At 62.1% G+C, this 23903-nt stretch carries 23 protein-coding genes; 5 read left to right on the top strand and 18 right to left on the bottom strand.

The genetic code is table 11. The features are described 5' to 3' along the window. Window positions 1-4: 4 nt before the first annotated feature. From ribF to rpsT, 3 genes are all read right to left on the bottom strand, one after another. Window positions 5-1042 carry a bifunctional riboflavin kinase/FAD synthetase gene (gene ribF, locus HSS18214_RS0114645; RefSeq protein WP_026001968.1) on the bottom strand — a complete coding sequence of 346 codons (1038 nt, stop codon included), beginning with the start codon at window positions 1040-1042 and terminating at the stop codon, window positions 5-7. A gap of 102 nt (window positions 1043-1144) precedes the next feature. Further along, window positions 1145-2722, bottom strand: a complete 1578-nt coding sequence (gene murJ / locus HSS18214_RS0114640; RefSeq protein WP_016916026.1) for a murein biosynthesis integral membrane protein MurJ — start codon at window positions 2720-2722, stop codon at window positions 1145-1147. 99 nt (window positions 2723-2821) lie between these two features. Further along, window positions 2822-3088, bottom strand: a complete 267-nt coding sequence (gene rpsT / locus HSS18214_RS0114635; protein ID WP_016916025.1) for a 30S ribosomal protein S20 — start codon at window positions 3086-3088, stop codon at window positions 2822-2824. Between the two features lie 444 nt (window positions 3089-3532). On the opposite strand from rpsT, the gene HSS18214_RS0114630 reads away from it, so the two are divergent. After that, entirely contained in the window at window positions 3533-4870 is a 1338-nt protein-coding gene (locus HSS18214_RS0114630; RefSeq protein ID WP_026001967.1) for an IS200/IS605 family accessory protein TnpB-related protein, read from the top strand. On the opposite strand, the gene HSS18214_RS19700 is transcribed toward HSS18214_RS0114630, so the two are convergent. From HSS18214_RS19700 to ftsY, 5 genes are all read right to left on the bottom strand, one after another. Next, the gene (locus HSS18214_RS19700) at window positions 4855-4986 is read right to left on the bottom strand and encodes a hypothetical protein (protein ID WP_254893791.1); all 132 of its coding nucleotides are present in this window, start codon (window positions 4984-4986) and stop codon (window positions 4855-4857) included. The genes HSS18214_RS0114630 and HSS18214_RS19700 overlap by 16 nt on opposite strands. Before the next feature lie 190 nt (window positions 4987-5176). Then, window positions 5177-6046, bottom strand: coding sequence for an RNA polymerase sigma factor RpoH (gene rpoH, locus HSS18214_RS0114620; protein WP_026001966.1), 870 nt, complete (start codon window positions 6044-6046; stop codon window positions 5177-5179). Between the two features lie 206 nt (window positions 6047-6252). Then, window positions 6253-7311 carry a permease-like cell division protein FtsX gene (gene ftsX / locus HSS18214_RS0114615; RefSeq protein WP_016916021.1) on the bottom strand — a complete coding sequence of 353 codons (1059 nt, stop codon included), beginning with the start codon at window positions 7309-7311 and terminating at the stop codon, window positions 6253-6255. Beyond that, complete coding sequence (ftsE, locus tag HSS18214_RS0114610; protein ID WP_016916020.1) at window positions 7308-7976, bottom strand: cell division ATP-binding protein FtsE; 669 nt, start codon at window positions 7974-7976, stop codon at window positions 7308-7310. Before ftsE ends, ftsX begins: the two co-directional genes overlap by 4 nt. Then, window positions 7973-9364, bottom strand: a complete 1392-nt coding sequence (ftsY, locus tag HSS18214_RS0114605; RefSeq protein WP_026001965.1) for a signal recognition particle-docking protein FtsY — start codon at window positions 9362-9364, stop codon at window positions 7973-7975. The genes ftsE and ftsY overlap by 4 nt, the downstream gene beginning before the upstream one ends. A 90-nt stretch (window positions 9365-9454) precedes the next feature. On the opposite strand from ftsY, the gene rsmD reads away from it, so the two are divergent. Together rsmD and HSS18214_RS0114595 are read left to right on the top strand one after the other, a co-directional pair. Beyond that, window positions 9455-10075: a 16S rRNA (guanine(966)-N(2))-methyltransferase RsmD gene (rsmD, locus tag HSS18214_RS0114600; RefSeq protein ID WP_026001964.1), complete on the top strand. Its 621-nt coding sequence runs from the start codon at window positions 9455-9457 to the stop codon at window positions 10073-10075. 105 nt (window positions 10076-10180) lie between these two features. Next, window positions 10181-10375, top strand: coding sequence for a cell division protein ZapB (locus tag HSS18214_RS0114595; protein ID WP_016916017.1), 195 nt, complete (start codon window positions 10181-10183; stop codon window positions 10373-10375). Here the strand turns inward: HSS18214_RS0114595 and rimI are convergent. The 8 genes from rimI to HSS18214_RS0114555 all read right to left on the bottom strand — a co-directional run bounded on the left by rimI (window position 10372) and on the right by HSS18214_RS0114555 (window position 18173). Next, window positions 10372-10818 (bottom strand): ribosomal protein S18-alanine N-acetyltransferase, encoded by a 447-nt coding sequence (gene rimI, locus HSS18214_RS0114590; protein ID WP_016916016.1) that lies wholly within the window; start codon window positions 10816-10818, stop codon window positions 10372-10374. The two genes, HSS18214_RS0114595 and rimI, sit on opposite strands and share 4 nt — an antisense overlap. Next, window positions 10802-11623, bottom strand: coding sequence for a hypothetical protein (locus HSS18214_RS0114585; protein WP_026001963.1), 822 nt, complete (start codon window positions 11621-11623; stop codon window positions 10802-10804). Before HSS18214_RS0114585 ends, rimI begins: the two co-directional genes overlap by 17 nt. Next, a complete protein-coding gene (locus HSS18214_RS0114580) occupies window positions 11620-11928 on the bottom strand; it encodes a BolA family protein (protein WP_016916014.1) in 309 nt (102 codons plus the stop codon). The genes HSS18214_RS0114585 and HSS18214_RS0114580 overlap by 4 nt, the downstream gene beginning before the upstream one ends. Window positions 11929-11970: 42 nt before the next feature. Continuing rightward, window positions 11971-13374 carry an MFS transporter gene (locus tag HSS18214_RS0114575; protein WP_026001962.1) on the bottom strand — a complete coding sequence of 468 codons (1404 nt, stop codon included), beginning with the start codon at window positions 13372-13374 and terminating at the stop codon, window positions 11971-11973. An 88-nt stretch (window positions 13375-13462) separates the two neighbouring features. After that, the gene (locus tag HSS18214_RS0114570; protein ID WP_016916012.1) at window positions 13463-13849 is read right to left on the bottom strand and encodes a hypothetical protein; all 387 of its coding nucleotides are present in this window, start codon (window positions 13847-13849) and stop codon (window positions 13463-13465) included. An 89-nt stretch (window positions 13850-13938) separates the two neighbouring features. Further along, window positions 13939-15450 carry a lysine--tRNA ligase gene (lysS, locus tag HSS18214_RS0114565; protein WP_016916011.1) on the bottom strand — a complete coding sequence of 504 codons (1512 nt, stop codon included), beginning with the start codon at window positions 15448-15450 and terminating at the stop codon, window positions 13939-13941. Window positions 15451-15484: 34 nt separating this feature from the next. Continuing rightward, a protein-coding gene (gene prfB / locus HSS18214_RS0114560; protein WP_156808529.1) for a peptide chain release factor 2 occupies window positions 15485-16583 on the bottom strand; the annotation gives its coding sequence in 2 pieces (ribosomal slippage) (window positions 15485-16507 and window positions 16509-16583; 1098 coding nt in all). A 234-nt stretch (window positions 16584-16817) separates the two neighbouring features. Continuing rightward, on the bottom strand, window positions 16818-18173 hold the full coding sequence (locus tag HSS18214_RS0114555; protein ID WP_016916009.1) for an OmpP1/FadL family transporter: 1356 nt from the start codon (window positions 18171-18173) through the stop codon (window positions 16818-16820). A 268-nt stretch (window positions 18174-18441) separates the two neighbouring features. On the opposite strand from HSS18214_RS0114555, the gene HSS18214_RS0114545 reads away from it, so the two are divergent. Then, window positions 18442-18885 carry a MerR family transcriptional regulator gene (locus HSS18214_RS0114545; protein WP_040461254.1) on the top strand — a complete coding sequence of 148 codons (444 nt, stop codon included), beginning with the start codon at window positions 18442-18444 and terminating at the stop codon, window positions 18883-18885. Then, complete coding sequence (locus tag HSS18214_RS0114540) at window positions 18852-21398, top strand: heavy metal translocating P-type ATPase (protein ID WP_016916006.1); 2547 nt, start codon at window positions 18852-18854, stop codon at window positions 21396-21398. The genes HSS18214_RS0114545 and HSS18214_RS0114540 overlap by 34 nt, the downstream gene beginning before the upstream one ends. Before the next feature lie 75 nt (window positions 21399-21473). On the opposite strand, the gene HSS18214_RS0114535 is transcribed toward HSS18214_RS0114540, so the two are convergent. Together HSS18214_RS0114535 and HSS18214_RS0114530 are read right to left on the bottom strand one after the other, a co-directional pair. Continuing rightward, on the bottom strand, window positions 21474-22091 hold the full coding sequence (locus HSS18214_RS0114535) for a YitT family protein (RefSeq protein ID WP_016916005.1): 618 nt from the start codon (window positions 22089-22091) through the stop codon (window positions 21474-21476). A 70-nt stretch (window positions 22092-22161) separates the two neighbouring features. Continuing rightward, entirely contained in the window at window positions 22162-23880 is a 1719-nt protein-coding gene (locus HSS18214_RS0114530) for a single-stranded-DNA-specific exonuclease RecJ (protein WP_016916004.1), read from the bottom strand. Window positions 23881-23903 lie beyond the last annotated feature (23 nt).

Below are 23903 nucleotides of genomic sequence, written 5' to 3'. Positions count from 1 at the left end.
CCGGTCAGCCGTCGTTAGCATCGGCGTCGTTATCCGCCGAAGTGAAATCAGAAGAAGCGGTCTCACGCCCAAGCGGGGCCGAGGCCAGCGGAAGAGTACGTGCTACGCCAGCCTCAGCCGCCGCAAAATAGCGGCGCGCCCTGGCCTGGTCGTGTTGAATCTGCGCCTTCAGCGCGTCGAAATCGTCGAACTTCACTTCCCCGCGCAACCGTGCGCAAGGGTAAACCGTCAGCCGCTGACCATACAGGTCGCCGGAAAAGTCCAGCAGATGCACTTCGAGGGTGGGCCGTTTGGCCCCCACGGTGGGCCGAAAACCGACGTTGGCCACGGCGGGCAGGCGAGCACCGTTCGGCAGCTCGGCCACCACGGCAAACACGCCGCGCAGCGTCAGCGGCTGGGGCAGTAGCGGCAAATTGGCCGTGGGCACACCGATGGTGCGCCCCAACTGCTGATCGCGCACCACGCGGCCATGCAGCGAATAGGCCCTGCCCAGCAGGCGCGCCGCCACCTCGAAATTGCCGCTGGCCAGCAAGGTACGCACCCGGGTGCTCGATACACGCTCCCCTGCCACCGTGAAGGTGTGAGTATTTTCGACGCCAAACCCATGGTGACTGCCCACGGCTTCCAGCAGCTCGAAATCGCCCTGGCGATCACAGCCAAAACGGAAATCATCCCCTACCACCAGATGGCGGACGTTCAACCCCTGGATCAACACCTGGTCGATGAACTGGCGGCCGGTCAGGCTGCGCAAGGCGTCGTTGAACGGCAGGCAAAGCACCTGTTCCGCACCGTGGTCGTGCAGCAAGCGCACTTTTTCCCGCAGCCGCGTCAGACGAGGCGGCGCCTGGTCACCCGCAAAGAACTCCCGTGGCTGCGGCTCGAAGACCACCACGGTCAAGGGCACTCCCAGGCGGGCCGCGTGCTCTCGGCACTGCTGCAGGATCGCCTGATGGCCGCGATGCACGCCATCAAAATTACCGATGGTCGCCACGCAGCCACGCTGAGAGGGTGTCAGATTGTGCAGACCTCGAATGACGTGCATGGCACCTCTGCCGTCTTGAAAGCGTTTGATTATAACGAACGTGCTGGCCTGGTGCAGGTCAAGATTGCCATCGGGCCATCTTGACCAACGCCCCGCCTCAGCCTAGCTATTCATCCTGAAATGCCGTGGGCGCAGCCCCAGCGCCGTCAGCCACAGAAAATAGAGTCCACCGCCAAGTACGACCAGTCCGGACACCCAGCGAATCCGCTGCCACATGCCGAACTCCAGCCACGCCTGCCAGTGGGGCGACACGAGATAGAGTGCCACCCCCATCAGCAGGCTGCCCCCACCCAGCTGCACCGCGTACCGCCCCCAGCCAGGCTGAAACACCAGCACGCCCTGACGATACAACAGGTAGCCCAGCAACCCCGCGTTCAGGAACGCCGACAGCGCCGTGGCCAGCGCCAGCCCTGCGTGCGCCAGCGGCCAGATCAGCAGCAAATTGAGCAGCATGTTGGCGACCATGGCGACGATCCCGACCTTCACGGGGGTTTTGGTGTCCTGGCGGGCAAAGAAGCCAGGGGCCAGCACCTTGATCAGCATGAAGGCCACCAGACCGAACGCATAGGCGCGCAGACTCATGGCTGCCATCTGAATATCCACCTCGGTCATCGCCCCATAGTGGAACAGCGTGATCAGGAAAGGCTCGGCCAGCACCGCCAGCGCCAGCGCCGCAGGCACGCCCAGCAACAGCACCACGCGAATGGCCCAGTCCAGCATGGCAGCGAAATGTTCGCTGGACTGCTCTGCGTGGCGCTTGGAAAGCGCGGGCAGGATGATGGTACCAATGGCTACCCCAAACACGCCCAGCGGCAGCTCCACCAAACGGTCCGAGTAGTAGAGCCAGGAGACGCTACCGGCCACCAGCAGCGACGCCAACACCGTATCCAGCAACAGGTTGATCTGCGACACCGATACGCCAAACAGCGCCGGAGCCATCAGCTTGAGAATACGCTTGACCCCATCATGGGCGAAGTTGGGCCATGGCGTTGGCAATAGCCCCAGGCGCAGCAAAAACGGCACCTGAAAGGCGAGCTGGGCAGCACCGGCAATCAGCACCCCCCAGGCCAGCGCCATGGCAGGCTCTTCCATCAGAGGCATTAAAAACAGCGCCGCCCCGATCAACGAAAGATTGAGCAACACTGGCGTAAACGCAGGAACGGCAAAGCGGTTCCAGGTATTCAGAACACTGCCGGAAAAGGCCGTCAAGGAAATCAGCAGCAGGTAGGGGAAGGTCAAGCGCAGCATGTCGGCGGTCATGGCCAGCTTGTCGGGGTCACGCCCAAAGCCTGGCGCAAACAGCCATACCAGCCAGGGCGCACCGAGCATGGCAAACGCCGTGATCAGCGCCAGGATGGCGGTCAGGCTGCCCGCCACCGCATTGAGCAGCTCACGAATTTCCTGCTTGCTGCGCTGGGTCGAGTACTCCGACAACACCGGCACAAAGGCCTGATTGAAGGCCCCTTCGGCGAACAGTCGGCGCATGAAATTGGGAATCTTGAACGCCACGAAGAAGGCATCGGACCCGTTGCCCGCCCCCAGGAAGGTGGCAACCACCACATCCCGCACCAGCCCCATGACCCGCGAGATCATGGTCATGGCGCTCACCACCAGTCCAGAGCGCATCAGCCCTCGGCGCGGCGGCGACATATTGGCTTGCGGCGGTGTCTTCGCACTCATCACTGGTTCCATACTGAGAAAAGGGGGGCTCAAGCAGCACGGGCAACGTTTGGACACAAAAAAACCGGCCGCAGCCGGTTTTTTAGGGCGACTGCCGGCTTACGCCGCCAGAGCCTTGATGCGCTTGTTCAAGCGGCTTTTCAGGCGCGCTGCTTTCTTCTTGGAAAGCACGTCCTTGTCAGCAATGCGGTCAACGACCGGCTGCATGACCTTGAACTCTTCCATGGCCTTGCCATGATCGCCAGTGTTGATCGCCTTGATCACGCGCTTGATGTAAGTGCGGACCATGCTGCGCTGGCTGGATTTCAGGACGCGACGAGTCTCGGCCTGGCGGGCGCGCTTGCGTGCTTGCTTGCTGTTCGCCACAGGTATCTCCTTGGAGAATAAAGGTTGCCCATCAACGGCAACGGATTAACTATGTGTCTGTCGGCTGGCAATTGCCTTGGCACGACATTTCCGTACGAATCTTTCCACAACAACCGATTGATTTGGCAGCACTTTCAATTCTGCCAAATAGTGTAACGAGCAGTCATTTCGCTGCCCGTTCACGGGTCTTGTCTGAGAGGATGGCGTAGTCTATCACGCGTCAAGCGTGCTTGCTAGCCGTTGTCAATGGTTTCAAGCTGCGACTTCAGCTTCTCAAGCCGCTCGTAGGACTTGCGCAACCACTTGCATGCCTAACTCATTGAGTAAGTCAGCCGCGCATCCTACGTATCGACGCGAAGCGTGATGCGCTAGTTAAGCGGCGAGCCTTGGCGAACGTCAAGGCAAATACTGGATAAATATCAGGTAATGGCTTAGGCTTTTTCCATGACTCGAACCATGATTCGCACGGACAAGTGGCCACTACAAGCCACGACGCAGCAGCGACACCTGATGCGTTTGACGCTGGCGGAGTATCGCCAGTTCTGCCGTGCGTTGTCGGTGGTGGTCCTGGCCAACTGGCCGTCGCTGCAGCAGGCCCCTAGCTTTGCCGCTGCCGTGGAGCGGCTGATGCACCCGACCAAGAAGAACCCCTCGCCTCGCCACCACTACTTCGTGAAGCGTTTCTACAAGTTCCCGTCCTACCTGCGCCGAGCCGCCATCGAGTTCGTCAAGGGCCAGGTATCGAGCTACCTGACCCGCTATTGGGCCTGGCAGTCGGGAGATCGCCAGCGGAAACATGCCCAGCCACCGCGTTTCAACCCCGTGGCCGGCTGCTATCCGGCGATGTATCGCGGGCAGTTGGTCAAGTTCGATGCCGACTTCACCACCGCCAGCCTGAAGCTGTGGGATGGCAAGGAGTGGCTGTGGCATAACGTGGCGATCAAGGCGGTACGTCAGCGCCATCTTCTCGGCACTGTGAAGTCGCCCACCCTGGTGCTCAATCGACGCTGCCACCTGGCGGTGCCGGTGGCGTTGGCGCCTCAATCCCTCCCTGACCAGCAGCGCGTATGCGCCGTGGACGTGGGGATCAATACGCTGGCCACGGCCAGCATCGTGACACCGGACGGCACTGTCGCAGCGCGTGGATTCTTCCACCCCGCCGCGGACATAGACCGTCGCGACAAGCGCGCCACGCTGATTCGCCGCAAGGCGCGCAAGACCGCCAGGCTCTCGAAAGGGTTCGGGCGGATGTGGTACCGCAAGGCCCAGCACATCAACGAGCAGATTGCCCAGCAGACCTCCCGTCGACTGGTCGACTTCGCACTGGCACAGGGCGCCGATGTGATCGTGCTGGAAGACCTGAAGGGCTGGCGCCCCAAAGCCGGCAAGAAACGGTCGGGACTTCGCCAGCGCTTCCATCAGTGGCTACATCGCCGGCTGACCACGCTGATCGAGCAGAAAATGGCCGAGGCGGGTGGTCGGGTTGTCTACGTCTATGCCCGGGGCACGTCTTCCTGGGCTTTCGATGGCTCGGGTCGCGTCAAGCGGGACAAGGCACAGCACGAACTGGCTATCTTTCCGAACGGCAAGCAGTACAACGCCGACCTCAACGCCAGCTACAACATCGGTGCCCGCTATTGGGCCTGGAAACACAAGCTGACCCGCCGCAAGGACGGGCAGTTGTCAGCGGGCAGAAGCTCCCTTGGCAAACCGAGAACACCGGTCACGCTCTCAACGCTCTGGCGGCGAGAGCCTGAAGCCCCGCATCAATGCGTCGCATGATGCGTGGGAGTGTTCACCAGACCAAAGACATCGGTCTCCTCGATCCAGCGATTGATCGGCTGCGCCGACTGAGCCGCCAGATCGATGACCAGGTCACGCTCGGGGTGCTCTTTCACGGCAGAGGCGTATGCCCAAAGGGGAATCTAGCAGGAAAAGCAGAGCGAAAAATAGACAAGGCGCAGAAATAGTCGCGGGCATTGCCGTAAAGCCAACCTGCATCAGGCAAAAAGCCCGATCCCTCTCGGGCTCGGGCTTTTCAGCGTTAGGCGGTGGCACTAAGTAGCAGCACCACCCAACAAGCTCACATCATGCAGCGATGGCAGCATCACCCATTTTCTGACGAAGCTTTTTCATGGCGTTCTTTTCGAGCTGGCGAATACGCTCGGCGCTCACCCCGTAAACATCGGCCAAGTCATGCAACGTGGCTTTGTCATCGGTCAGCCAGCGGCGCTGGAGGATATCCCGAGAGCGGTCATCCAGTGCCTGCAAGGCCAGCTGAAGGCGGCGCGTCGAATCCTCTTCGAAGTCGCTATCTTCCAGCTGTGTCGCCGGGTCTGCCGAAGCGTCGTCGAGGAAATAGGCAGGTGCCTGATAAGCGCTCTCGTCGTCATCGCCGGGCGCTGCGTCGTAGCCAGCGTCGAACGCCGACAAACGGCCTTCCATGTCACGCACGATCTCCGGCTTGACGTCCAGGTCCTTGGCGATGGCGTTGACTTCATCGTTGTTCAACCAGGCCAGACGCTTCTTGGCGCTGCGCAGATTGAAGAACAGTTTGCGCTGTGCCTTGGTGGTGGCAATCTTGACGATACGCCAGTTGCGCAGCACGAACTCGTGGATTTCTGCCTTGATCCAGTGCACCGCAAAGGATACGAGGCGCACGCCCTGGTTAGGATCGAAGCGCTTGACGGCCTTCATCAGGCCAACGTTGCCTTCCTGGATCAGGTCGGCCTGGGGCAGGCCGTACCCCGAATAACTGCGAGCGATGTGGACAACGAAGCGCAGATGCGACAACACCAGACGACGCGCCGCTTCCAGGTCGCCTTCGTCATAAAGACGAAACGCCAGCTCACGCTCTTCTTCGACGCTCAAGACGGCAATGCCGTTGACCGCCTGAATGTAGCCGCCCAGGTCGTTGCCTGGCGACAGCTGTCCCACCGGTAGAAGACTAGTGCTCATGTGCAAACGGTCTCCCTTAAAACCTTTCGTGGTCGATGCGCAGGCAATACTCGGCCAGCGCATCTGGAATTGACTGATAAGACCCTGGCCAACCGTCAAGGTTCACTAGGCCAGTTCATCAGCGGTAGCACCTCTTTCAAGCTTGTCACTGGTCCATTAACCTGAGATGACATGACCATGACTGCCCGATGTCCTGCGCCGTGAACCTAACGCGGGCGGATACTGGAAAGGTGGCGGGTCACTGCCAGCCATGCGCCTAACCAGCCCAATAGTGTACTGCAAGATAGCAGAATTGTAGAGCCCGTCACATCCAGCTGCGGCAAAGTGAAGCTGGCGCCATAGCTGGCTGCCAGGGCCGCCACTGGCAGCGATAGCCAGTGATTTCCCAACCCCAGCAACCCGAGCGCAATCACGCCTCCCCCAATGCCGTACCAGGCACCACTGTAGAGAAATGGCCGCCTGACAAAGGCATGGGTGGCCCCCATGAGCATCACCACTTCGATCTCGCGGCGACGACTTTCCACCGCCAGGCGTATGGTGTTGCCCACCACCAGCAAGACGCCAAAGCCGAACAGAACGCCCAGCGCCAGCGCCACCCGGCGCCCCAGCTCGGCCAAATGGCGCAGCCGCTCCACCCAGGCCAGATCGACACGAACTTCGTCTACGCCAGTGAGGGTTTCGAGCCGATGGGCCAGCTCCGCCATGGCATCGGGGTCGACGCTTTGCGGTGCGATCACGATGCTGGTGGGCAACGGGTTGTCATCCAGCCCCGCCAAAGTGTCATCGATGCCCAGCGACTGCTGGAATTCGGCCATGCCCTCTTCCGGGCTGATCATGCGTGCCTGCGCCACGCCTTCGTCTGCCACGACCGCCTCTTCTATACGCGCCGCCTGCGCTTCGTCCACGGCAACGTCGAGGTAGACCGTCAGCGTCGCGCTTTCATCCAGCTCGGTATTCAGCAGGCGAGCGCTATCCAGCGTCAGCCAGAGCGCGGCCGGGAGCACCAGCGCAATCGCAATGGCCAGCATGGTCAGCAGGTTGCCCAGCGGCTGGCGCACCAGCCGGTACAGGCTGTCGATGGCCATGGCACGATGGTGCCTGCCCCAGGCACGCAGGCGACTGCTGAAACGTGTCTGCTGCGAACGCGCCCCCTTGCGTGCTGTCGCTTCGCTCGGTGAAGACGGGGTGGGTGCAGCGCGTCTGGCTCGCGGGGCAGCGCCACCCTGGCGCGGCGTGGCAGGGTGGCGGGGTGTCGAACGCTTCATAAGGCTCCCTCGTCACCCACCAGACGACCATCCTGCAAACGCAGAATGCGGTGACGCAACCGGGCAATCAGCGCCAGGTCGTGGCTGGCGATCATGATGGTCGTGCCAATCCGATTGAAATCCTCGAAGAGCCCCATGATATCCGCCGATAGCTGTGGGTCGAGGTTACCGGTGGGCTCATCCGCCAGCAGCAAGGCTGGCTTGTTGACCACTGCCCGCGCAATGCCCACCCGCTGCTGCTCACCACCAGAAAGTTCGATGGGCAGCGCTTTCTCGCGATGCAAGAGACCTACCTTGTCGAGGGCGGCACGCACCCGCCGGGCGGCCTCTCGTGGCTCGACGCCCTGGATTTCCAGCGGCAGCGACACGTTGTGGAACACGCTGCGGTCGAACAGCAGCTGGTGGTCCTGAAACACAACGCCAATCTGGCGGCGGTAGAACGGCACCTGACTGGGGTGCAGCTGGGCAATATCGTGCCCCGCCACCACCACCCGGCCCCGGCTAGGAGTTTCAAGACGCATGATGAGCCGCAGCAGCGAACTTTTGCCTGCCCCCGAGTGGCCGGTCAAAAAGACCATTTCGCCTCTGGCCACGCGGAAGTTCAGGTGCGCCAGCGCATCAAAGCGCCCTCCATAGCGCTTACCCACATGCTCGAAGGCAATCATGCGCGGCTATCATCTCCCTGGCGGTCAAACAGTGCGTTGACGAAATCGTGGGCATCGAAGGGGCGCAGGTCGTCCAGACCTTCACCCACGCCAATGAACCGGATGGGCGTCTCCAGCTGTTTGGCCAGCGCGAAGATGATGCCGCCCTTGGCGGTACCGTCCAGCTTGGTCAGCGTGATGCCACTGATCGGCACCGCTTCATTGAACGTGCTGGCCTGGGAGATGGCGTTCTGGCCCGTGCCCGCATCCAGCACCAGCATCACCTCGTGGGGTGCGGTGTCATCCAGCTTCTGCATGACACGGTGCACCTTCTTGAGCTCTTCCATCAGGTGGCTCTTGTTATGCAGCCGCCCGGCCGTGTCGGCAATCAGCACGTCCACCCCACGAGCCTTGGCCGCCGCCACCGCATCGTAAATCACCGATGCGCTGTCTGCGCCGGTGTGCTGAGCAATCACCGGAACGCTGTTGCGCTCACCCCAGACCTTCAACTGCTCCACGGCGGCCGCCCGGAAGGTATCCCCCGCCGCCAGCATGACACTCTTGCCTTCGCGCTGAAAACGCTGGGTGAGCTTGCCGATGGTGGTGGTTTTCCCCACCCCATTGACCCCCACCACCAGAATGACGAAGGGCCCGCCATTGGCGCTCTGGACATCCAGCGGCGTGGAGACCGGCCCCAGCAGCGCGGCCAGCTCTTCCTGCAAGCCGCGATACAGCGCCTCCGGGTTGTTCAGTTCCTTGCGGGACACCCGCGCTTCCAGGCGCTCGATGATCTCGCTGGTGGCTTCGATGCCCACATCGGCCATCAACAGCTGGGTTTCCAGGTCTTCCAGCAGCTCGTCATCGATATGCTTCTTGCCCAGAAACAGATCGGCCAAGCCATCGGTCAGGTTGGCGCGGGTCTTGCCCAGCCCCGACTTGATGCGTGCAAACCAGCCCTTCTTCTCGCCCTGCTCGGCCACCGGCTTCTCTTGTAGCGCGGGCTTGGCTGGCTCTGGCTCTAGCTCTGGCTCTGGATCTGGCTCTGGCTCTGGCTCTGGCTCTGGCTCTGGCTCTGGCTCTGGCTCTGGCTCTGGCTCTGGCTCTGGCTCTGGCTCTGGCTCTGGCTCTGGCTCTGGCAGCGTATGTTCCACAAGCTCACTGTGCACCGGCTCTTCGTCCTGGGGCAGCGCTGCCTCTTCCTCGGTGGCTGACGGAGATAGCGGCTCATCCAGCGTCTTGGCACTGGCGGGCGCGTCTTCGCGAGGCACCTCTGGCGCGGCCTCTTCCGCCGCGGGAGCCGGTGTGTCACGCTCGCTGACGGGGGGCTCAGCGCCTAGCGACGGATCCTGACTTTCCTGCGGCTCCTGCTGGGAGTCGTGCTTTTTCTTGCGTTTGAAAAAACCGAACATAAGGGTCATCCGACTGAATAGGTGAACATTGCGATTATCCTACCACCGCAGGCCAAGACTTTGGATAAGTTGCCCGCTACAATCCGCGTCATGAAACGACAACGCTCCTCTCGCTCAACGCCTCGCGGCGCTTCTGCATCCCATGGCACGACTCGGCCACCGGGAAAATTGCGCATCATTGGTGGTGACTACCGCCGCCGTTTGCTGCCGGTACTCGACCAGCCGGGACTGCGCCCCACGCCGGACCGGGTGCGTGAAACCCTGTTCAACTGGCTGGGCCAGGCGCTTTACGGCCAGCGCGTCCTCGATCTGTTCGCAGGCACCGGTGCGCTGGGTATCGAAGCGCTCTCCAGGGGGGCGGCTGTCGTGACCTTCGTCGAGCGCACCCCGGCGGTGGCGTCACTCATCGGCGACAATCTGGCCACCCTGGGCACACTCAAAGGGCACGTGGTGACCCAGGAGGCGCAGGCATTTCTCGCCCAGCCCGGCGACCCCATGGCGCTGGTGTTTCTCGACCCCCCCTTCCATCAGGGGCTGGCAGCACCTTGCTGCGCCCAACTGGAGGCAGGCGGCTGGCTGGCCAACGATGCCATGATCTATCTCGAAACCGAGCACACGCTAACCCCGGAAGTCCCGGCCAACTGGCAGTTGCATAGAGAAACCCGGGCGGGTGAAAGCGTTGCCCGACTCTATCGTCGCGGGCCTGCGTAAAGCGCTTGCCGACGACTCGCCGCAGCGTTACGCTCGGCGCATCGACATCGTTATTCATTCCCATGTCGGCAGGCCGCTGCCTGCCGATCGTCACCGGAGGTAGGCATGAGCCTGGAGCTTTTCAATCAGTTGGAGCAGAAAGTCACCGACACCGTCGAGGCGTTGGAGATGATGAAGTTGGAAAACGAAGAGCTTCGCAATGAAAACAGCCAGCTGAAGCAGGAGCGCGAAGAGTGGGAGCGTCGCCTGCAGGGTGTCCTGAGCAAGTTCGACGGTATCGAAGGGGGCAGCGCCTCTTAAGGCAACGACCGCGACATCAGCAGCGCATCTTCTCGCCCGGTCGTCCCTTCAGCGGCCGGGTAGTAGCCTTTACGGCACCCATCCTGTGCGAACCCCGCCCGACGATAAAGCGCTATGGCCCGCTGGTTGCCAGCGCGCACTTCCAGCAATAGCCGCTCGGATGACCACTGCGTGGCCGCGGCCACGCAGGCGTCCAGCAGCTGCCTCCCTACCCCTTGCCCCTGTGCCTCCGGGCTTACGCCAATGGCCTGCAACTCGGCATCGAAGGGCAGCCTGACCAGCAGCGCATAGCCCAGCAGAACACTCTCTTGCCAATACCCTGCCACCCAGGCTTGTTCGTCCTGCAGCGCTGCCAGCAACTGAGCGCGACTTGCTCCGCTGCGCGCCTGCACTTCGAGCGAGCACACTCCTTCGGCGTGCTGGCCGTCAAGCCGAGTGATCATGCGAGCTCCACTGCTGCCCCAATGCCACCAACCGTGGCCACAGGGCACGTTTGGCTCCGGCCTGCTGCATCAGTGCCGACAACCCTGGCGCCTCCCATACCGGCAAGGACAAGCTGCGGCTACGCCCATCGGTCAGGGCCATCACCTGCGCCATGGCCGATGCCTCTACGGCATCGCTCGCGCCCCACCAGAGCACGCTTTCCAACGCCCAGCCCTGACGGCTGGCCGCGCCGGAGACGAAGGCAGCCAGCCCCTCTCGGGCTTCTTCCAACGGGTCCTCTGGGGTAAATGCAGTGGCCATCGGCGGCCATTTGAAAGTGACCACCGTGGGCAGCTCACCTTTCAAAAGTCCTGCCGCACGCAGCATATTGGCCAACAGCTGCTGCTCGGGAGGTGACATGTCGCCTTCGCACAGGCTGAGCCAGCGGCCATCGAGACAGACGCAGGACAGGCTGAACTCCAGCGGTTTGGCCACTGCCTTGGGGGTCTCGGATACGGCATCGTCTGGCGCTTGCGGCGCTGGCGCTTCGACAGGTTGGCCGCCCAGCAGCGCGCGCACCGCCTGGGGGGCGGCATGGGAACTGGCAGGCGCAGGGGCGCTGGCCTCTGCCGCAGCGGGCCGTGGGCGCGGCGGCGGAGCATCGTCCAGCAGGGCGTGCAGGCGCTCGCGCGGTGGCGCCTTGGCAGGGGCGTCTTCCCATTCACAGGCTTGCGTGGGGAGCGCGTTGGGCAGTTGATAGCGGGAGGCCCAGGCGGTAATGCCCATGGCCTCCAGATAGTGCCTTCGCGCGGCTTCCGGTGTCACTTTCCGCCGCCACGACAGTGGGGCGAATCGGGGCGCGCACCGCCCCGGGCCTGCCACTCGGTGGGCGTGTAGAGGTGCAGCGCCAGAGCGTGCACCGGCCCCGACAGCTCGTCGGCCAGCAGCGCATAGATCTGCTGATGGCGTTTCACCGGCATCATGGCTTCGAAGCTGTCGCTGACCAGCGTGACCTTGAAATGCGTTTCAGAGTTGGCCGGCACGTTGTGCATGTGGCTTTCGTTTTCGACCTGGAGCAGCTCAGGGGTCAGCGCCGCCAACTTCTGCTCGATCTGTGTCTGTATCGCCATGGGGCGTTCTCCTTCTGTCCGCAACGTCACCATTGTACGCCCTTACTTGCCAGCCGACGATGCCCGCCGCGCCAATAACGCCTGCTGCGCCACGCGAATACGCGACAGGCTGGCCAGCAGCGCCAGAAGCGTGGTGGCCGCTCCCAGCCAAAGGGTCAGCTGAACGGGCGCCCCTAGCGCCAGGGCAGCCCCCACCAGGGCCACCCCGAAAGACTGCCCGACCGTGCGCATGGTGCTCATGACTCCCGACACATTGGCGCTACGCTCCGGCGGCAGGCTGCCCATCATTTCGCGGTTGTTGGGGGGCTGAAACAGGCCAAAACCGATGCCGCACAGCGCCGTGCGCCACAGGCTTCCCGCCACGCCCGTGCCTTCATCGACCTGCGCCAGCGCCACCAGCCCGATGATCAGCAGCACCAGGCCCGTGCTCGACAGCAAGCTAGGGTTGATACGGTCTGCCAACCTGCCTGCCAGCGGCCCCACCAGCATGATAGCCAGCGGCCACGGGGTGAACAGCCAGGCCGTTTCCAGCGGTGAAAAGCCCATCTGCTCCTGATAGAAAAACGACAGCGCCACGAAGGTCAGCCCTTGGCCGATAAACGCCAGTCCAGAAGCCGACACGGCCAGGGTAAAACGCTTTTCGGCAAAGACGCTCAGCGGCAGCAGCGGATAAGGGGCGTGCCGCTGGCGGCGGATAAACAGCCCGCAAGCCAGTACGGCCAGCAGTGCCCAGCCCCCGCTTTGCCACAGGGGCGCAGCGTGCCCGACGGCGTCCATGGCCACGAAGAAGCTGGCCAGCATCAGCATGGAGTAGAGCGCCCCCAGGGTATCGAAGGCGCCTTGCCGGGGAGTGTCGCGCGGCAAGGCCCGGCCCGCCAGCCAGAGCGAGCAGAGCCCCAGGGGCACGTTCAGCGCAAACAGCCACGGCCAATCGGCGAACGACAGGATGACGCCACTCAAGGTCGGGCCAGCCGCGTAGCCCCCGGCCACCACCAGCGCACTCAAGCCGAGCGCGCTGCCCAACAGCCGCGACGGGAAGATGGCTCGATAGAGCGATGGCCCTATGGAGAGGGTGGCGGCAGCGCCCAGCCCTTGCAAGGCGCGAAATACCAGCAATGACTCCCACTGGCGGGATAACGCCGCCCCCAGCGAGGCGGCCATGAACAGGCCGATGCCGAACAGATACAGTCGCCGCCGTGTGACCAGCTCGCTGATACCGGCAAACACCAGCAAAAAGGCGGCGCATACCACTTGAAACAGGTTGGTGATCCAGACGGCCCGAGACGCTGGGATGCCCAGGTCGGCGGCAATCGTCGGTAACGCCAGATTGATCATGGTGGTATCCATGACCGCCATCAAGGTACCGGTCACCAAGGCCAGCACGGCCAGCCGTCGCTCTGGCCCGGGCAGGCCGTCGTCACCTGGACGAGTTTCGAACAGTCGCATGGTCATCACTTCCTGAACAACCCCTCTGAAACGGCGAAACCGGCCGAAGCCGGTTTCACAGTGCGCTTACGCTAAAAATAATAGCACGCTAATCTTGTTCGTTGTCGAGCAGCAGGGCATCGTCAACGTCAGAGATCTCGAGGGCCGTCTCGTCATCCAGGTCGATGGCCAGATAGCTGTGCTCGACGCGCAGGAAATCCTCGAACAGCGCCCAGTCGAGCTTTTCGGGCCACTGGCGCTCATCCTCTTCCCAGGCGCGCAGCTCGGTTTCCAGAATCTCCACGTGCCGGTCGCGGACAAACGTCTCCAGCGCCTCCGGGGTATCCATTTCGGGAATCAGATACACCGTGCTTTCACGCTCGACGTCGGCCAGGGTCAGGTCGTCGTCTCCCATGGTGGGTTCGAGCGCATTGATCCAGTCCACGAAGGTCTGGGTCGGCCTGACGCTCAAGGCAGAGCGATTTAGCAGTTTCATGGGATTCTCCTCGCCGTCGAAACGTTGACCATTATGGGCGCTAAAACGCGCCCTTACCAACTTTTCGTCCGCCCGTGCGACGTTTAACGTTAATCAACCTCGGGGCGCATCGCCGGGAACAACAACACGTCTCGAATGGAGGGACTGTCGGTAAACAGCATCACCAGCCGGTCGATCCCGATGCCTTCGCCTGCCGTGGGCGGCATGCCGTACTCCAGGGCGCGAACGTAGTCGGCATCGTAGTACATGGCTTCCAGGTCCCCGGCGTCTTTTTCGGCTGCCTGCTCACGGAAACGCTCCGCCTGGTCTTCGGCGTCGTTCAGCTCCGAGAAACCATTGGCGATTTCACGCCCACCGACAAAGAACTCAAAGCGGTCGGTGACGAACGGGTCGGCGTCGTTGCGGCGCGCCAAGGGGCTCACCTCGGCGGGATATTCGGTAATGAACGTGGGCTGGTCGAGCTTGTGCTCGGCCACTTCCTCGAAGATCTCGGTCTGCAGCTTACCCAGGCCCCAGCTCTCTTTCACCTTGATACCAAGCTTCTCGGCAGCCGCACGGGCCGCTTCCAGCGTCGCCAGGTCGGCCTCGGTAATGCCGTCGCCGTGATCCAGAATCGCCTGGCGCAGGGTCAGGCGTTTGAAGGGCTGGCCGAAGTCGTAGCTGGCCCCTTGGTAGGTAAGCGTGGTGGTGCCCAGCACTTCCTGAGCCGCCGTGCGCAGCATGGCTTCGGTCATGTCCAGCAGGTCGCGGTAATCCGCGTAGGCCCAGTAGAACTCCACCATGGTGAACTCGGGGTTGTGGCGCGTGGAGAGCCCTTCGTTACGGAAGTTGCGGTTGATCTCGAACACTTTCTCGAAACCACCCACCACCAGGCGCTTGAGGTAAAGCTCCGGCGCAATACGCAGATACATATCGATATCCAGCGCATTGTGGTGGGTAATAAACGGGCGCGCCGCCGCGCCGCCGGGAATCGGCTGCAGCATGGGCGTTTCCACTTCCATGAAGCCGCGCGCTTCGAAGAAGCGCCGCATGGAGCTGATCACCGCCGCACGGGTTTCGAATACCTTGCGCGACTGCGGGTTCATGATCAGGTCTACGTAACGCTGACGATAGCGCGCTTCCTGGTCGGTCAGGCCATGGAACTTGTCCGGCAGGGGGCGCAGGCTCTTGGTGAGCAGCTGCGCTTCCACCATCATGACGTAAAGGTCGCCCTTGCCGGATTTGTGCACCGGGCCGCGGGCCGCGACGATATCGCCGATGTCCCAGCCCTTGATATCCTCCAGCACGTCTTCCGGCAGCCCTTTCTTGTCCACGTAGAGCTGAATCTGGCCAGCCACATCCTGAATCACGATGAAGGGGCCACGCTGGCGCATGACACGACCCGCTACCGACGCCTGATGGTCAAGCGCTTCCAGCTCGGCCTTGTCCTTGTCACCCAGCAGTTGCTGTAGCTCTACGGTCAGGCTGTCGCGGCGAAAGTCGTTTGGAAAGGCACTCTTGCCCTGCTCTGCCGCCCGCTCACGGCGGGCGGCGAGCTTGGCACGGCGCTCGGCGATCAGGTGATTTTCATTGTCGAAAGAAGACGCGTCTTGGTTGGTCATCGGGCACCCTATTCAAATTCACACGCTAAAAAGATTACAGACCCTGCTTCAGGCTGGCGATGATGAACTGGTCCAGATCGCCGTCGAGTACCTTGTCACAGTTGCTGGATTGAACGCCGGTGCGCAAATCCTTGATGCGCTGATCGTCCAGTACGTAAGAGCGAATCTGGCTACCCCAGCCGATATCGGCCTTGGAGTCTTCCGCTTCCTGCTTGGCAGCGTTGCGCTTTTGCATTTCGAATTCCCACAGCTTCGCTTTCAACTGCTTCATGGCGAAGTCGCGGTTGGCATGCTGGCTACGCTGGTTTTGACAGGCCACCACGATGCCGGTGGGCTCGTGGGTGATCCGCACCGCCGAGTCGGTGGTGTTGACGTGCTGGCCACCCGCACCACTGGAGCGGTAAGTGTCCACGCGCAGGTCCGACGGGTTGATCTCGACCTCGAAGCTGTCGTCGATTTCTGGCGACAGAAAGACGGAGGCAAACGAGGTGTGGCGACGGCCACCCGAGTCGAAGGGGCTCTTGCGCACCAGACGATGGACGCCGGTTTCGGTACGCAGCCAGCCAAAGGCATAGTCACCCTGAATATGCAGCGACGCCGACTTGATGCCCGCGACTTCCCCGGCAGAGATTTCGATGATCTCGGTCTTGAAGCCGTGGCTTTCGGCCCAACGCAGGTACATGCGCAGCAGAATGTTGGCCCAATCCTGAGCTTCGGTGCCGCCCGATCCTGACTGAATATCCAGATAAGCGTTGTTCTCGTCCATTTCTCCCGAGAACATGCGGCGAAACTCGAGTTTTTCCAACGCATCTTGCAGCCCGGACAGCTCCTTGCGGACTTCCTCGACCGTGGCCTCGTCTTCTTCCATCTCGGCCAGCTCCAACAGGTCGCGGCTATCCGCCAGGCCCTGTTCCAGCTCGTCGATGGTGGCCACGATGGCTTCCAGGGAGGCCCGTTCCTTGCCCAGTTTCTGGGCGTATTCCGGGTCGTTCCAGACGTTGGGGTCTTCGAGCTCGCGGGAAACTTCTTCTAGCCGATCTTTACGCTCGGCATAGTCAAAGATACCCCCTAAGAACGTCTGTCCGCTCAGACAGGTCCTTGATCTGGTTGTGAATCGGGTTGGTTTCCAGCATGGATCGCCCTAATCTTGGTCGGTAAATAAAGCTCGCTGACGCGGGGTCGCCTCGCGCCGCAAAAGAGACAGTCGCCGTTGGGGTGGCCTGGCCACCTGAGACGGTGCCAGCCACCCCAACGGCGACATTCTGGCAGGCATTGTAACCAAACCCGCTGCCAATCGCACCCACCCTGAGAAAGCAAAAAACCCGGCCGAAGCCGGGTCAGTCGATCAGTAAGCGCGAGCCGTCACATCAGAACCGATAGGTCAGCTGAGCACCGAAGCCATGGGCTTCGTTCTTGTAGTCAGCCGAGTAGTTCACCCCGCCAATGGGCTGGCCGCCGGTTTGTGCGCTGGCCAGCAGGTCGCGCCGCTCTTGCTCGACGAAGGTGCCACCCTCGGTCAGGTAGGAGTAGGCGAAATCAAGCGTCAGGTCTGGCGTGGGGCTCCAGCCTGCGCCAATCGAGAAAATGCGCCGGTCATCTGACGGAATACGTACGCTACGGAATTCATCGCTGGTGGGCGTGAAGTCGAGCGTGACGCCTGCACGCAGGGCAAGCTGCGGCGTCAACTGGTACTCGCCGCCGGTCGCGAACGCCCAGGCGTTGGAGTAATCCTGCTGCTCCTGGGTAATGGTATCGCCCTGGCTGCCCTGGACCAGAATCTGATCGAAGCGACTCCAGCGTACCCACGAAGTGCCAAACATCAGCTTCAGCCGATCACTCATCTGTTGCGTCAACGAGAAGTTGATGGTTTCAGGCGTGGTCAAATCCAGCGTTGCATTATCATCCGCCCGCACCACGTTGCCCGCAGGGTCACGCGCCACGAAGGTGCCATCCAAAGTGTAATCCACCTTGGAGCGATAGGTCAGGCCGAACGTGGTTTCAGGAACGGGCTGATAGATCACTCCCAGGTTGTAACCCCAGGCATCGTCATCCCCTTCCACGCGAGAATCGACATCCGTGGCCGGGTCGAACCCTGGCCCCGTGGGCAGCTGACGACGCAGCTCACCGTCGACACGGTTATAGGTCACACCGGCACCCACCGACCACTGGTCGTTGAAGCGGTAGGAAACCGTGGGTTGTGCACTGACCACGCGGATTTCGGTGTAGTCGCCAAAGTAACGGCCCTGGAAACTATCTTCGTAGTCGGTTTTAGCACCAAAGGGAGCATACACGCCAAAGCCAAAGGCCAAGCGGTCATTGACCGGCTGAGCATAGAAAGCAAAGGGTATGAGAGTGCCTGGCACCATGTCGCCATCGTTGGTACCGGGTACGCCACCAATCGGCACCTGCACCCCGGCAGGTGCGCCACCCATCGCCACGCCCGCATCAAGCGTGCGGCTGGCTTCCACGTTACGAATGTCTGTATTCACGTTCAGATAAGTGCCGCCCGCCGTCACCTGAGCGCGATCCAGGAACGACATACCCGCTGGGTTACCGTAAACAATCGTTGCATCGTTGACGTTTGAGCTACGGCCTGCGTGACCATACCCCTGGCCGCTAACGCTCTGTTCGTTGATTTGGTACCCGCCTGCGTTAGCTTGGCTGGCAAATGCTACCGCTGCTACTGCAGCGGTCAGGGTGAGCTTTTTAAAGTTATTATACATAGTGGGCCTCTCTCCCGATGATCCGTCGGACGGTGCGTTCCATCCGCATTGTTCTGACACCTAAATTTTCGCCCAATGTAGGGTTTGGTTCAAAGGCAAACGAGCGTTTTATTTTGTTTTTTACTTATACATTAGTCGCACGGTCGTTTGAAATCAGTGTTTTAGTCATTTCGATGGAGATAAGGGCGGCCCTTGACCTATGGGTTACCCAAGGGTTTTACACTATCTTTTTCAAAAGCGATGTCAAAAAGGAGGCTTCGTGAGCGCCATCAAAGTCGGTGAACTGGCCAAACGCGGTGGCGTCACGGCGGAAACGGTGCGTCACTACACCCGTGAAGGCCTCTTGACGCCGAGCAGGCATCCAGACAATGGCTATCAGCTCTACACCGCTGGGGACCTGGAGCGCCTGCACTTCATTCAGCGCGCCCGCAAACTGGGTTTTAGCGTGGCCGAAATACGCGACATTCTGGCCCATGCCGACCAGGGCGACTCGCCCTGCCCACTGGTACGCGACCTGCTGGCCCATCGTCTGCCGCAAATCAGGGCGCGCATTGCCGAGCTGGAAGCGCTAGCGCACCGCATGGAGCAGGCGCTGGAGAGCTGGCAGACCATGCCCGACGGCACCCCCGATGGCCACAGCCTGTGCCGCTTGATCGAAAGTTTTCCCGAGGAGGCAGCATGCCCCAACGCCACGCACCGCCAACAACGCTGACCCGCACCGTGCCCGGCATGAACTGCCAGGGCTGCGTCAAGCGCATGCGGGAAGCAATTCTCGCCGAGGACGCCACTGCCGAGGTAACCGGCTTTCCAGCCGACAAACGCCTGGAGGTCACCACCACCCTGAGCATGACGGCTCTGGATGACGCCCTGGCAAAGGCAGGCTACCCTCCCAGCGAGCTGGCCCCGCCAGCTGTTGACGACACCAAAACCGAGGCCGAAGGTAACGACTCGACGGCAGCGGCCCACACGGCTGACACGCCACGCTCCCACCAGGGCAGCCAGCGAATACGCCTGGCCATCACCGGCATGACCTGCGCCAGCTGTGTCAAAAGTGTCCAGAAAGCCTTGGAACGCGCACAAGGCGTGGATACGGCCAGCGTCAATTTCGCGACCCATACCGCCCAGGTGTTTGGCCACGTCGATGTAGCAACGCTGCTGGCCGCCGTCGATGCCGCAGGCTACCGCGCCGAACCGATTGTCGATATGCGCGCCGCCGAAGAGACGCGTGCAGAACAAGAAGCGCGGCTCTATAAAATCCGCCTGAAGGGTAGTGCCTACTCGCTCGCCTTGGCGCTACCGCTCATGCTCAGTATGTTTTTCTATCACCCACACCCGGTGGGGATGGGGCGCTTGTTCTGGCTGGTGATTGGCCTGCTCACCCTGGCCATTCTGGTCTTTCCTGGCCGCCACTTCTTTGTGAATGCATGGAAGAACCTCAAGCATCATCAAGCCAACATGGACACCCTGGTGGCCATGGGTACCGGCACCGCCTGGCTCTACTCCATGATGGTGGTGCTCTTTGCCCCCTGGTTGCCTGAGGTGGCTCACGGCATCTATTTTGAAGCCTCTGCCATGGTGATCGGCCTGATTTTGTTGGGCAATGCACTGGAGCTCAAAGCCCGCGGTCGCACCAGCAGCGCCCTTAAACGGCTGCTCGACCTGCAGGAGAAAACCGCCCGGGTGATACGCGACGGCGTTGAACAAGAAATCGCGGTGGACGATGTAGCGCTGGATGACCATATTCGCGTGCGCCCCGGTGAGCGGCTGCCGGTGGATGGCGTAGTGCTCGACGGCCAGAGCTATATCGATGAATCCATGCTTACCGGCGAACCGGTGCCCGTGCATAAAACAGCGGACGATGACGTAAGCGCGGGCACGGTGAACGGTAACGGTAGCTTGGTGTACCGCGCCACGCGCATCGGCCGCGATACCCGTTTGGGGCGCATTACCGAGCAGGTGGCCAGCGCACAAAACTCCCGCCCACCGATTGGCGAGCTGGCCGATACGATCTCAGGCATATTTGTACCCGCCGTGATGATTATTGCGGTGCTAACGGCCCTTGCCTGGTACAACCTCGGACCCGCTCCGGTGGCTATTCATATGCTGGTTACTGCTACTACCGTGCTAATTATCGCCTGCCCCTGCGCGCTGGGCTTGGCCACCCCGATCTCTACCATGATTGGCGTGGGCAAAGCCGCCGAGCATGGCGTGCTGGTGCGCAGCGGCGAAGCGCTGCAAACCGCTAGCCGCCTGAACACGCTGGTCGTCGATAAAACGGGAACGCTGACCGAAGGCAAACCGCGCGTCACCGAGGCAACGGTGCTGCACGATGATAGCACCCAAGTACTGGCCTGGGTGGCCGCCTTAGAGAGCCGCTCCGAGCACCCCCTTGCCAAAGCGCTGACGGCCTACGCCGAAGAGCAAGGCGCCCGACCCGATACGCTGGCTAGCTTTGATAGCGTGACCGGCGGCGGTGTTAAAGGCACCAGCCAAGCTAATGACACGCTGCTGCTAGGCAATGCGCGGCTACTGGATGAGGCTGGCGTTGATCTTTCCCCAGCAGACGAGAGCATTCGCCAGTTGGAAGCCAAGGCGCGCTCGCTGGTTTATTTAGCGGTGAATGGCAAGCTGGCCGCCCTCTTCGGCGTTAGCGACCCGCTGCGCAAAGATGCCGCCGCCGCCGTGAAGCGCTTGCAGGATGATGGGTTAACCGTGGTGATGTTGACGGGCGATAACGAGCATACCGCTGCTGCGGTGGCCCGCGAGGTCGGCATTAGCGAGTTCAAGGCAGGTATGACGCCTGACGACAAGCACGCAGAAATTGAGCGCCGCCAAGCGGCGGGCGAAGTGGTCGGCATGGTGGGCGACGGTATTAACGACGCCCCCGCGCTGGCCCGAGCCAACGTGGGTTTTGCCATTGGCCAGGGTACCGATATCGCCATGGAGAGCGCCGGTATTACGCTGATGCGCGGTTCACTACACGGCGTGGCCACGGCGATTGAACTGAGCCGTGCCACGCTCTCTAACATCAAGCAGAACCTGATCGGCGCGTTTGGCTATAACGTGCTGTGCATCCCGATTGCCGCTGGCGTGCTCTACCCCATGACCGGCATGCTGCTGTCACCCATTATTGCGGGCGCGGCCATGTCGCTCTCCTCCATCACCGTGGTCAGCAACGCCAACCGCCTGCGGTTATGGAAGCCCACCCAGCAGGAGGCCGTATGAGTTTACTGATCAATCTTGCGGGTATCGCCGTCATTGGCTTGATCGTCTGGTGGTTTTGGCTTAACTAGCAACCGCTTAGCTAACCCCGATATAACGCCCTGGCTTGTGGTTCAGGGCGATAATCAAGTTGAGCATCAGCGCCCCCAACACCGAGTAGCCTACGCGGTCTAGGGGTAGCTGGGTGAGTGCCACCAGCAGGATCACGGCGTCGATGCCGAGCTGCACAAAGCCTGCCCGCAGGCCATGCTTGTCTTGCAGGTAGAGCGCCAGAATGTTGATGCCGCCAAGGCTGGTGCGGTGGCGAAACAGCATCAGCATGCCAATGCCCATCAGCGCGCCGCCCATCACGGCGGCGTACAGCGAAGGGACGCTTTCAAAACTGACCCAGCGCTGGGTCAACTCGGAAAATAGCGAGACCAGGCCAATGGCGGCAAAGGTACGTAGCGTAAAGCTCCAGCCCATGCGCTTGATGGCCAGATAGTAAAACGGCAGGTTGATGGCAAAGAACCACACACCGAACCCCCATCCGCTCAGGTAATTCAGCAGCAGCGCCATCCCGGCGGTGCTGCCTGTCAGCAGCACCGCGTGGGTATACAGGGTGACTCCCAGCGCCACGAACAGCGTGCCCAGCAGCATCGCCATCACGTCCTCGTAGGGCTTGTGGGGGTCCTTGGGAAGATCTTCCATACGCATCGATGCGTCCTTTTTAGGATTGTTGGAGCGGCCGGGGCATCGGCCAAGGACGCGAGGATAGCGGAGCGCGTCAAACGGGGCTAGCGTGCTCCACCATCAATTGCAGTGCCTCGCGACCGCGCCAGCGGTTGCGGTTGAGCTTGTAGGCACAGTGCAGGGTGTCGCCCACCCCAAACGAAGGCAGCTCGCCCGGCGTCAGGGCGCGAAACCAGATCGCCTTGCTGGTCACCGCTCCCATGGAAAGCTCCATCATCAGATGCGAGCCTTCGGCCCCCACCGGGCGCAGCGCCTCCACGATGAAGCGTCCTTCGAACAGCGGAGGTTCGAACTCCCGGCCATAGGGGCCCAGGGTCTCGATCTCTTCCAGCGTGGCCAGGCTAAGCTGGGCCGTTGACAGCTCGCCATCGGTCCATAGGCGAGGGTAGAGCGGCATGTTGCCCAGTTGCTCGCCAACGGCCTGCAGAAAAGCCGCCTTGAAGGCCACCAGCTGCTCCCTGGGCACACCGACCCCTGCGGCACCGCGGTGCCCGCCAAAGCGCGGCAGCGCCTCTGGTGCCAGCTCGAAGGTTCTTTGCAGCGCGTCGCGCAGATGCAGGCCGTCGATGGAGCGGCCAGAACCGGTCAGCATGTTGGGTGCAGCGGCCCGCGTCAGTATCAGCGCCGGACGGCCATAGGCCTGTACCAGGCGGGAAGCGACGATCCCTTGCACGCCGGGGTGGCCGTCTTCCAGCAGCACCACGATAGCGGGCTCATTGGCCTCCAGAGCCGCGACCGCCAGCGCCTTGGCTTCCTCGGTCATGTCGGCTTCGATGGCCTTGCGCGACTGATTATCCTGATCCAGCACCTCCAACTGCCGATTGGCGACGCCGTCGCTCTCGGCCAGCATGAAGTGCAGCGCCGCATAGGGGTCGTCCAGCCGCGAGCGGGCATTGATGCGCGGGCCCATCTGAAACGCCAGGGTTTCGGCGTTGAACGGGACACTGTCGGCCCCTAACCGCGCGGCCATGGCGCGCCAGCAGGCGGCATCCATACGGTTGATCAGGGTCAACCCATGGCTGACCACCGCTCGGTTGGCAGGGCTGCCCCCCAACGAGACGCAGTCGGCCACCGTGCCCAGGGCCACGTAGGAGAGCCAGGGCGAGAGCTTGGGGGTGGCATCCGGCAGCGCGCCCCACTCCACCAGCACGCTACGGGCCAGTGACATCAGTAGCCACGCCACCATGCAGCCTGCGATGGTTTTATCCGGATAGCGACAGTCGCTGCGGGTGGGGTTGACGCAGGCGTAAGCCGAGGGCGGCGGGCCTTCCAAGGGCAGCGCATGGTGGTCGCTGACCACCACGTCGATCCCCGCCGCTTTCAAGCGCGCGATCCGCGGCTCGTCGGAGCTGCCACAGTCGGCGGTGATCACCAGCGTGGGCAGCGGCTTCAAGCCGAGCGTTCGCTCCACCAGCGGCAGGCTGATGCCGTAGCCGTCGTGAATGCGGTGACCAATTAAGCTGTGTAGCTTGTGCTCGGGCACGCCAAATAGCTCGACCAGCGTACGCCGAATGACCACGTGAGAGGTGATGCCATCGACATCGTAATCGGTCAGGATGCCGATGGACTCGCCTTCGGCGACGGCCTGGGCGATACGCTCCGCGGCGCGCCGACCATCGGCCAGCTTTTCAGGGTGCACCAGATAGCGCAGGCTGGGCGACACCAGCGGCGTCAGTTCGCCGGTATAGCCGGGCAGCCGCGACGCCAACAGGCGCGCCTGCAGCTCGCTTAGCCCTTGCGCCTGGGCGCGCATGTAAACAGCCTCGTCCAGAGGAC

The sequence above is a fragment of the Vreelandella stevensii S18214 genome (assembly GCF_000275725.1).
Taxonomy (GTDB): Bacteria; Pseudomonadota; Gammaproteobacteria; order Pseudomonadales; family Halomonadaceae; genus Vreelandella; species Vreelandella stevensii.
Note: the sequence above shows the minus strand (reverse complement) of the source record. Positions and strands in the feature narration are given on the sequence as shown.

What these genes read in the sequence shown, in the direction of transcription:
- HSS18214_RS0114575 (WP_026001962.1), bottom strand. Translation starts at nt 13,374, where the DNA reads ATGCGACTGTTCGAAACTCGTCCAGGTGACGACGGCCTGCCCGGGCCA.
- HSS18214_RS0114555 (WP_016916009.1), bottom strand. Translation starts at nt 18,173, where the DNA reads ATGTATAATAACTTTAAAAAGCTCACCCTGACCGCTGCAGTAGCAGCG.
- rimI (WP_016916016.1), bottom strand. Translation starts at nt 10,818, where the DNA reads ATGATCACTCGGCTTGACGGCCAGCACGCCGAAGGAGTGTGCTCGCTC.
- rpoH (WP_026001966.1), bottom strand. Translation starts at nt 6,046, where the DNA reads ATGAGCACTAGTCTTCTACCGGTGGGACAGCTGTCGCCAGGCAACGAC.
- ftsX (WP_016916021.1), bottom strand. Translation starts at nt 7,311, where the DNA reads ATGAAGCGTTCGACACCCCGCCACCCTGCCACGCCGCGCCAGGGTGGC.
- rsmD (WP_026001964.1), top strand. Translation starts at nt 9,455, where the DNA reads ATGAAACGACAACGCTCCTCTCGCTCAACGCCTCGCGGCGCTTCTGCA.
- HSS18214_RS0114530 (WP_016916004.1), bottom strand. Translation starts at nt 23,880, where the DNA reads ATGCGCGCCCAGGCGCAAGGGCTAAGCGAGCTGCAGGCGCGCCTGTTG.
- lysS (WP_016916011.1), bottom strand. Translation starts at nt 15,450, where the DNA reads ATGACCAACCAAGACGCGTCTTCTTTCGACAATGAAAATCACCTGATC.
- HSS18214_RS0114535 (WP_016916005.1), bottom strand. Translation starts at nt 22,091, where the DNA reads ATGCGTATGGAAGATCTTCCCAAGGACCCCCACAAGCCCTACGAGGAC.
- HSS18214_RS0114595 (WP_016916017.1), top strand. Translation starts at nt 10,181, where the DNA reads ATGAGCCTGGAGCTTTTCAATCAGTTGGAGCAGAAAGTCACCGACACC.
- HSS18214_RS0114630 (WP_026001967.1), top strand. Translation starts at nt 3,533, where the DNA reads ATGACTCGAACCATGATTCGCACGGACAAGTGGCCACTACAAGCCACG.
- HSS18214_RS0114570 (WP_016916012.1), bottom strand. Translation starts at nt 13,849, where the DNA reads ATGAAACTGCTAAATCGCTCTGCCTTGAGCGTCAGGCCGACCCAGACC.
- ribF (WP_026001968.1), bottom strand. Translation starts at nt 1,042, where the DNA reads ATGCACGTCATTCGAGGTCTGCACAATCTGACACCCTCTCAGCGTGGC.
- HSS18214_RS0114580 (WP_016916014.1), bottom strand. Translation starts at nt 11,928, where the DNA reads ATGGCGATACAGACACAGATCGAGCAGAAGTTGGCGGCGCTGACCCCT.
- HSS18214_RS0114540 (WP_016916006.1), top strand. Translation starts at nt 18,852, where the DNA reads ATGCCCCAACGCCACGCACCGCCAACAACGCTGACCCGCACCGTGCCC.
- ftsY (WP_026001965.1), bottom strand. Translation starts at nt 9,364, where the DNA reads ATGTTCGGTTTTTTCAAACGCAAGAAAAAGCACGACTCCCAGCAGGAG.
- murJ (WP_016916026.1), bottom strand. Translation starts at nt 2,722, where the DNA reads ATGAGTGCGAAGACACCGCCGCAAGCCAATATGTCGCCGCCGCGCCGA.
- ftsE (WP_016916020.1), bottom strand. Translation starts at nt 7,976, where the DNA reads ATGATTGCCTTCGAGCATGTGGGTAAGCGCTATGGAGGGCGCTTTGAT.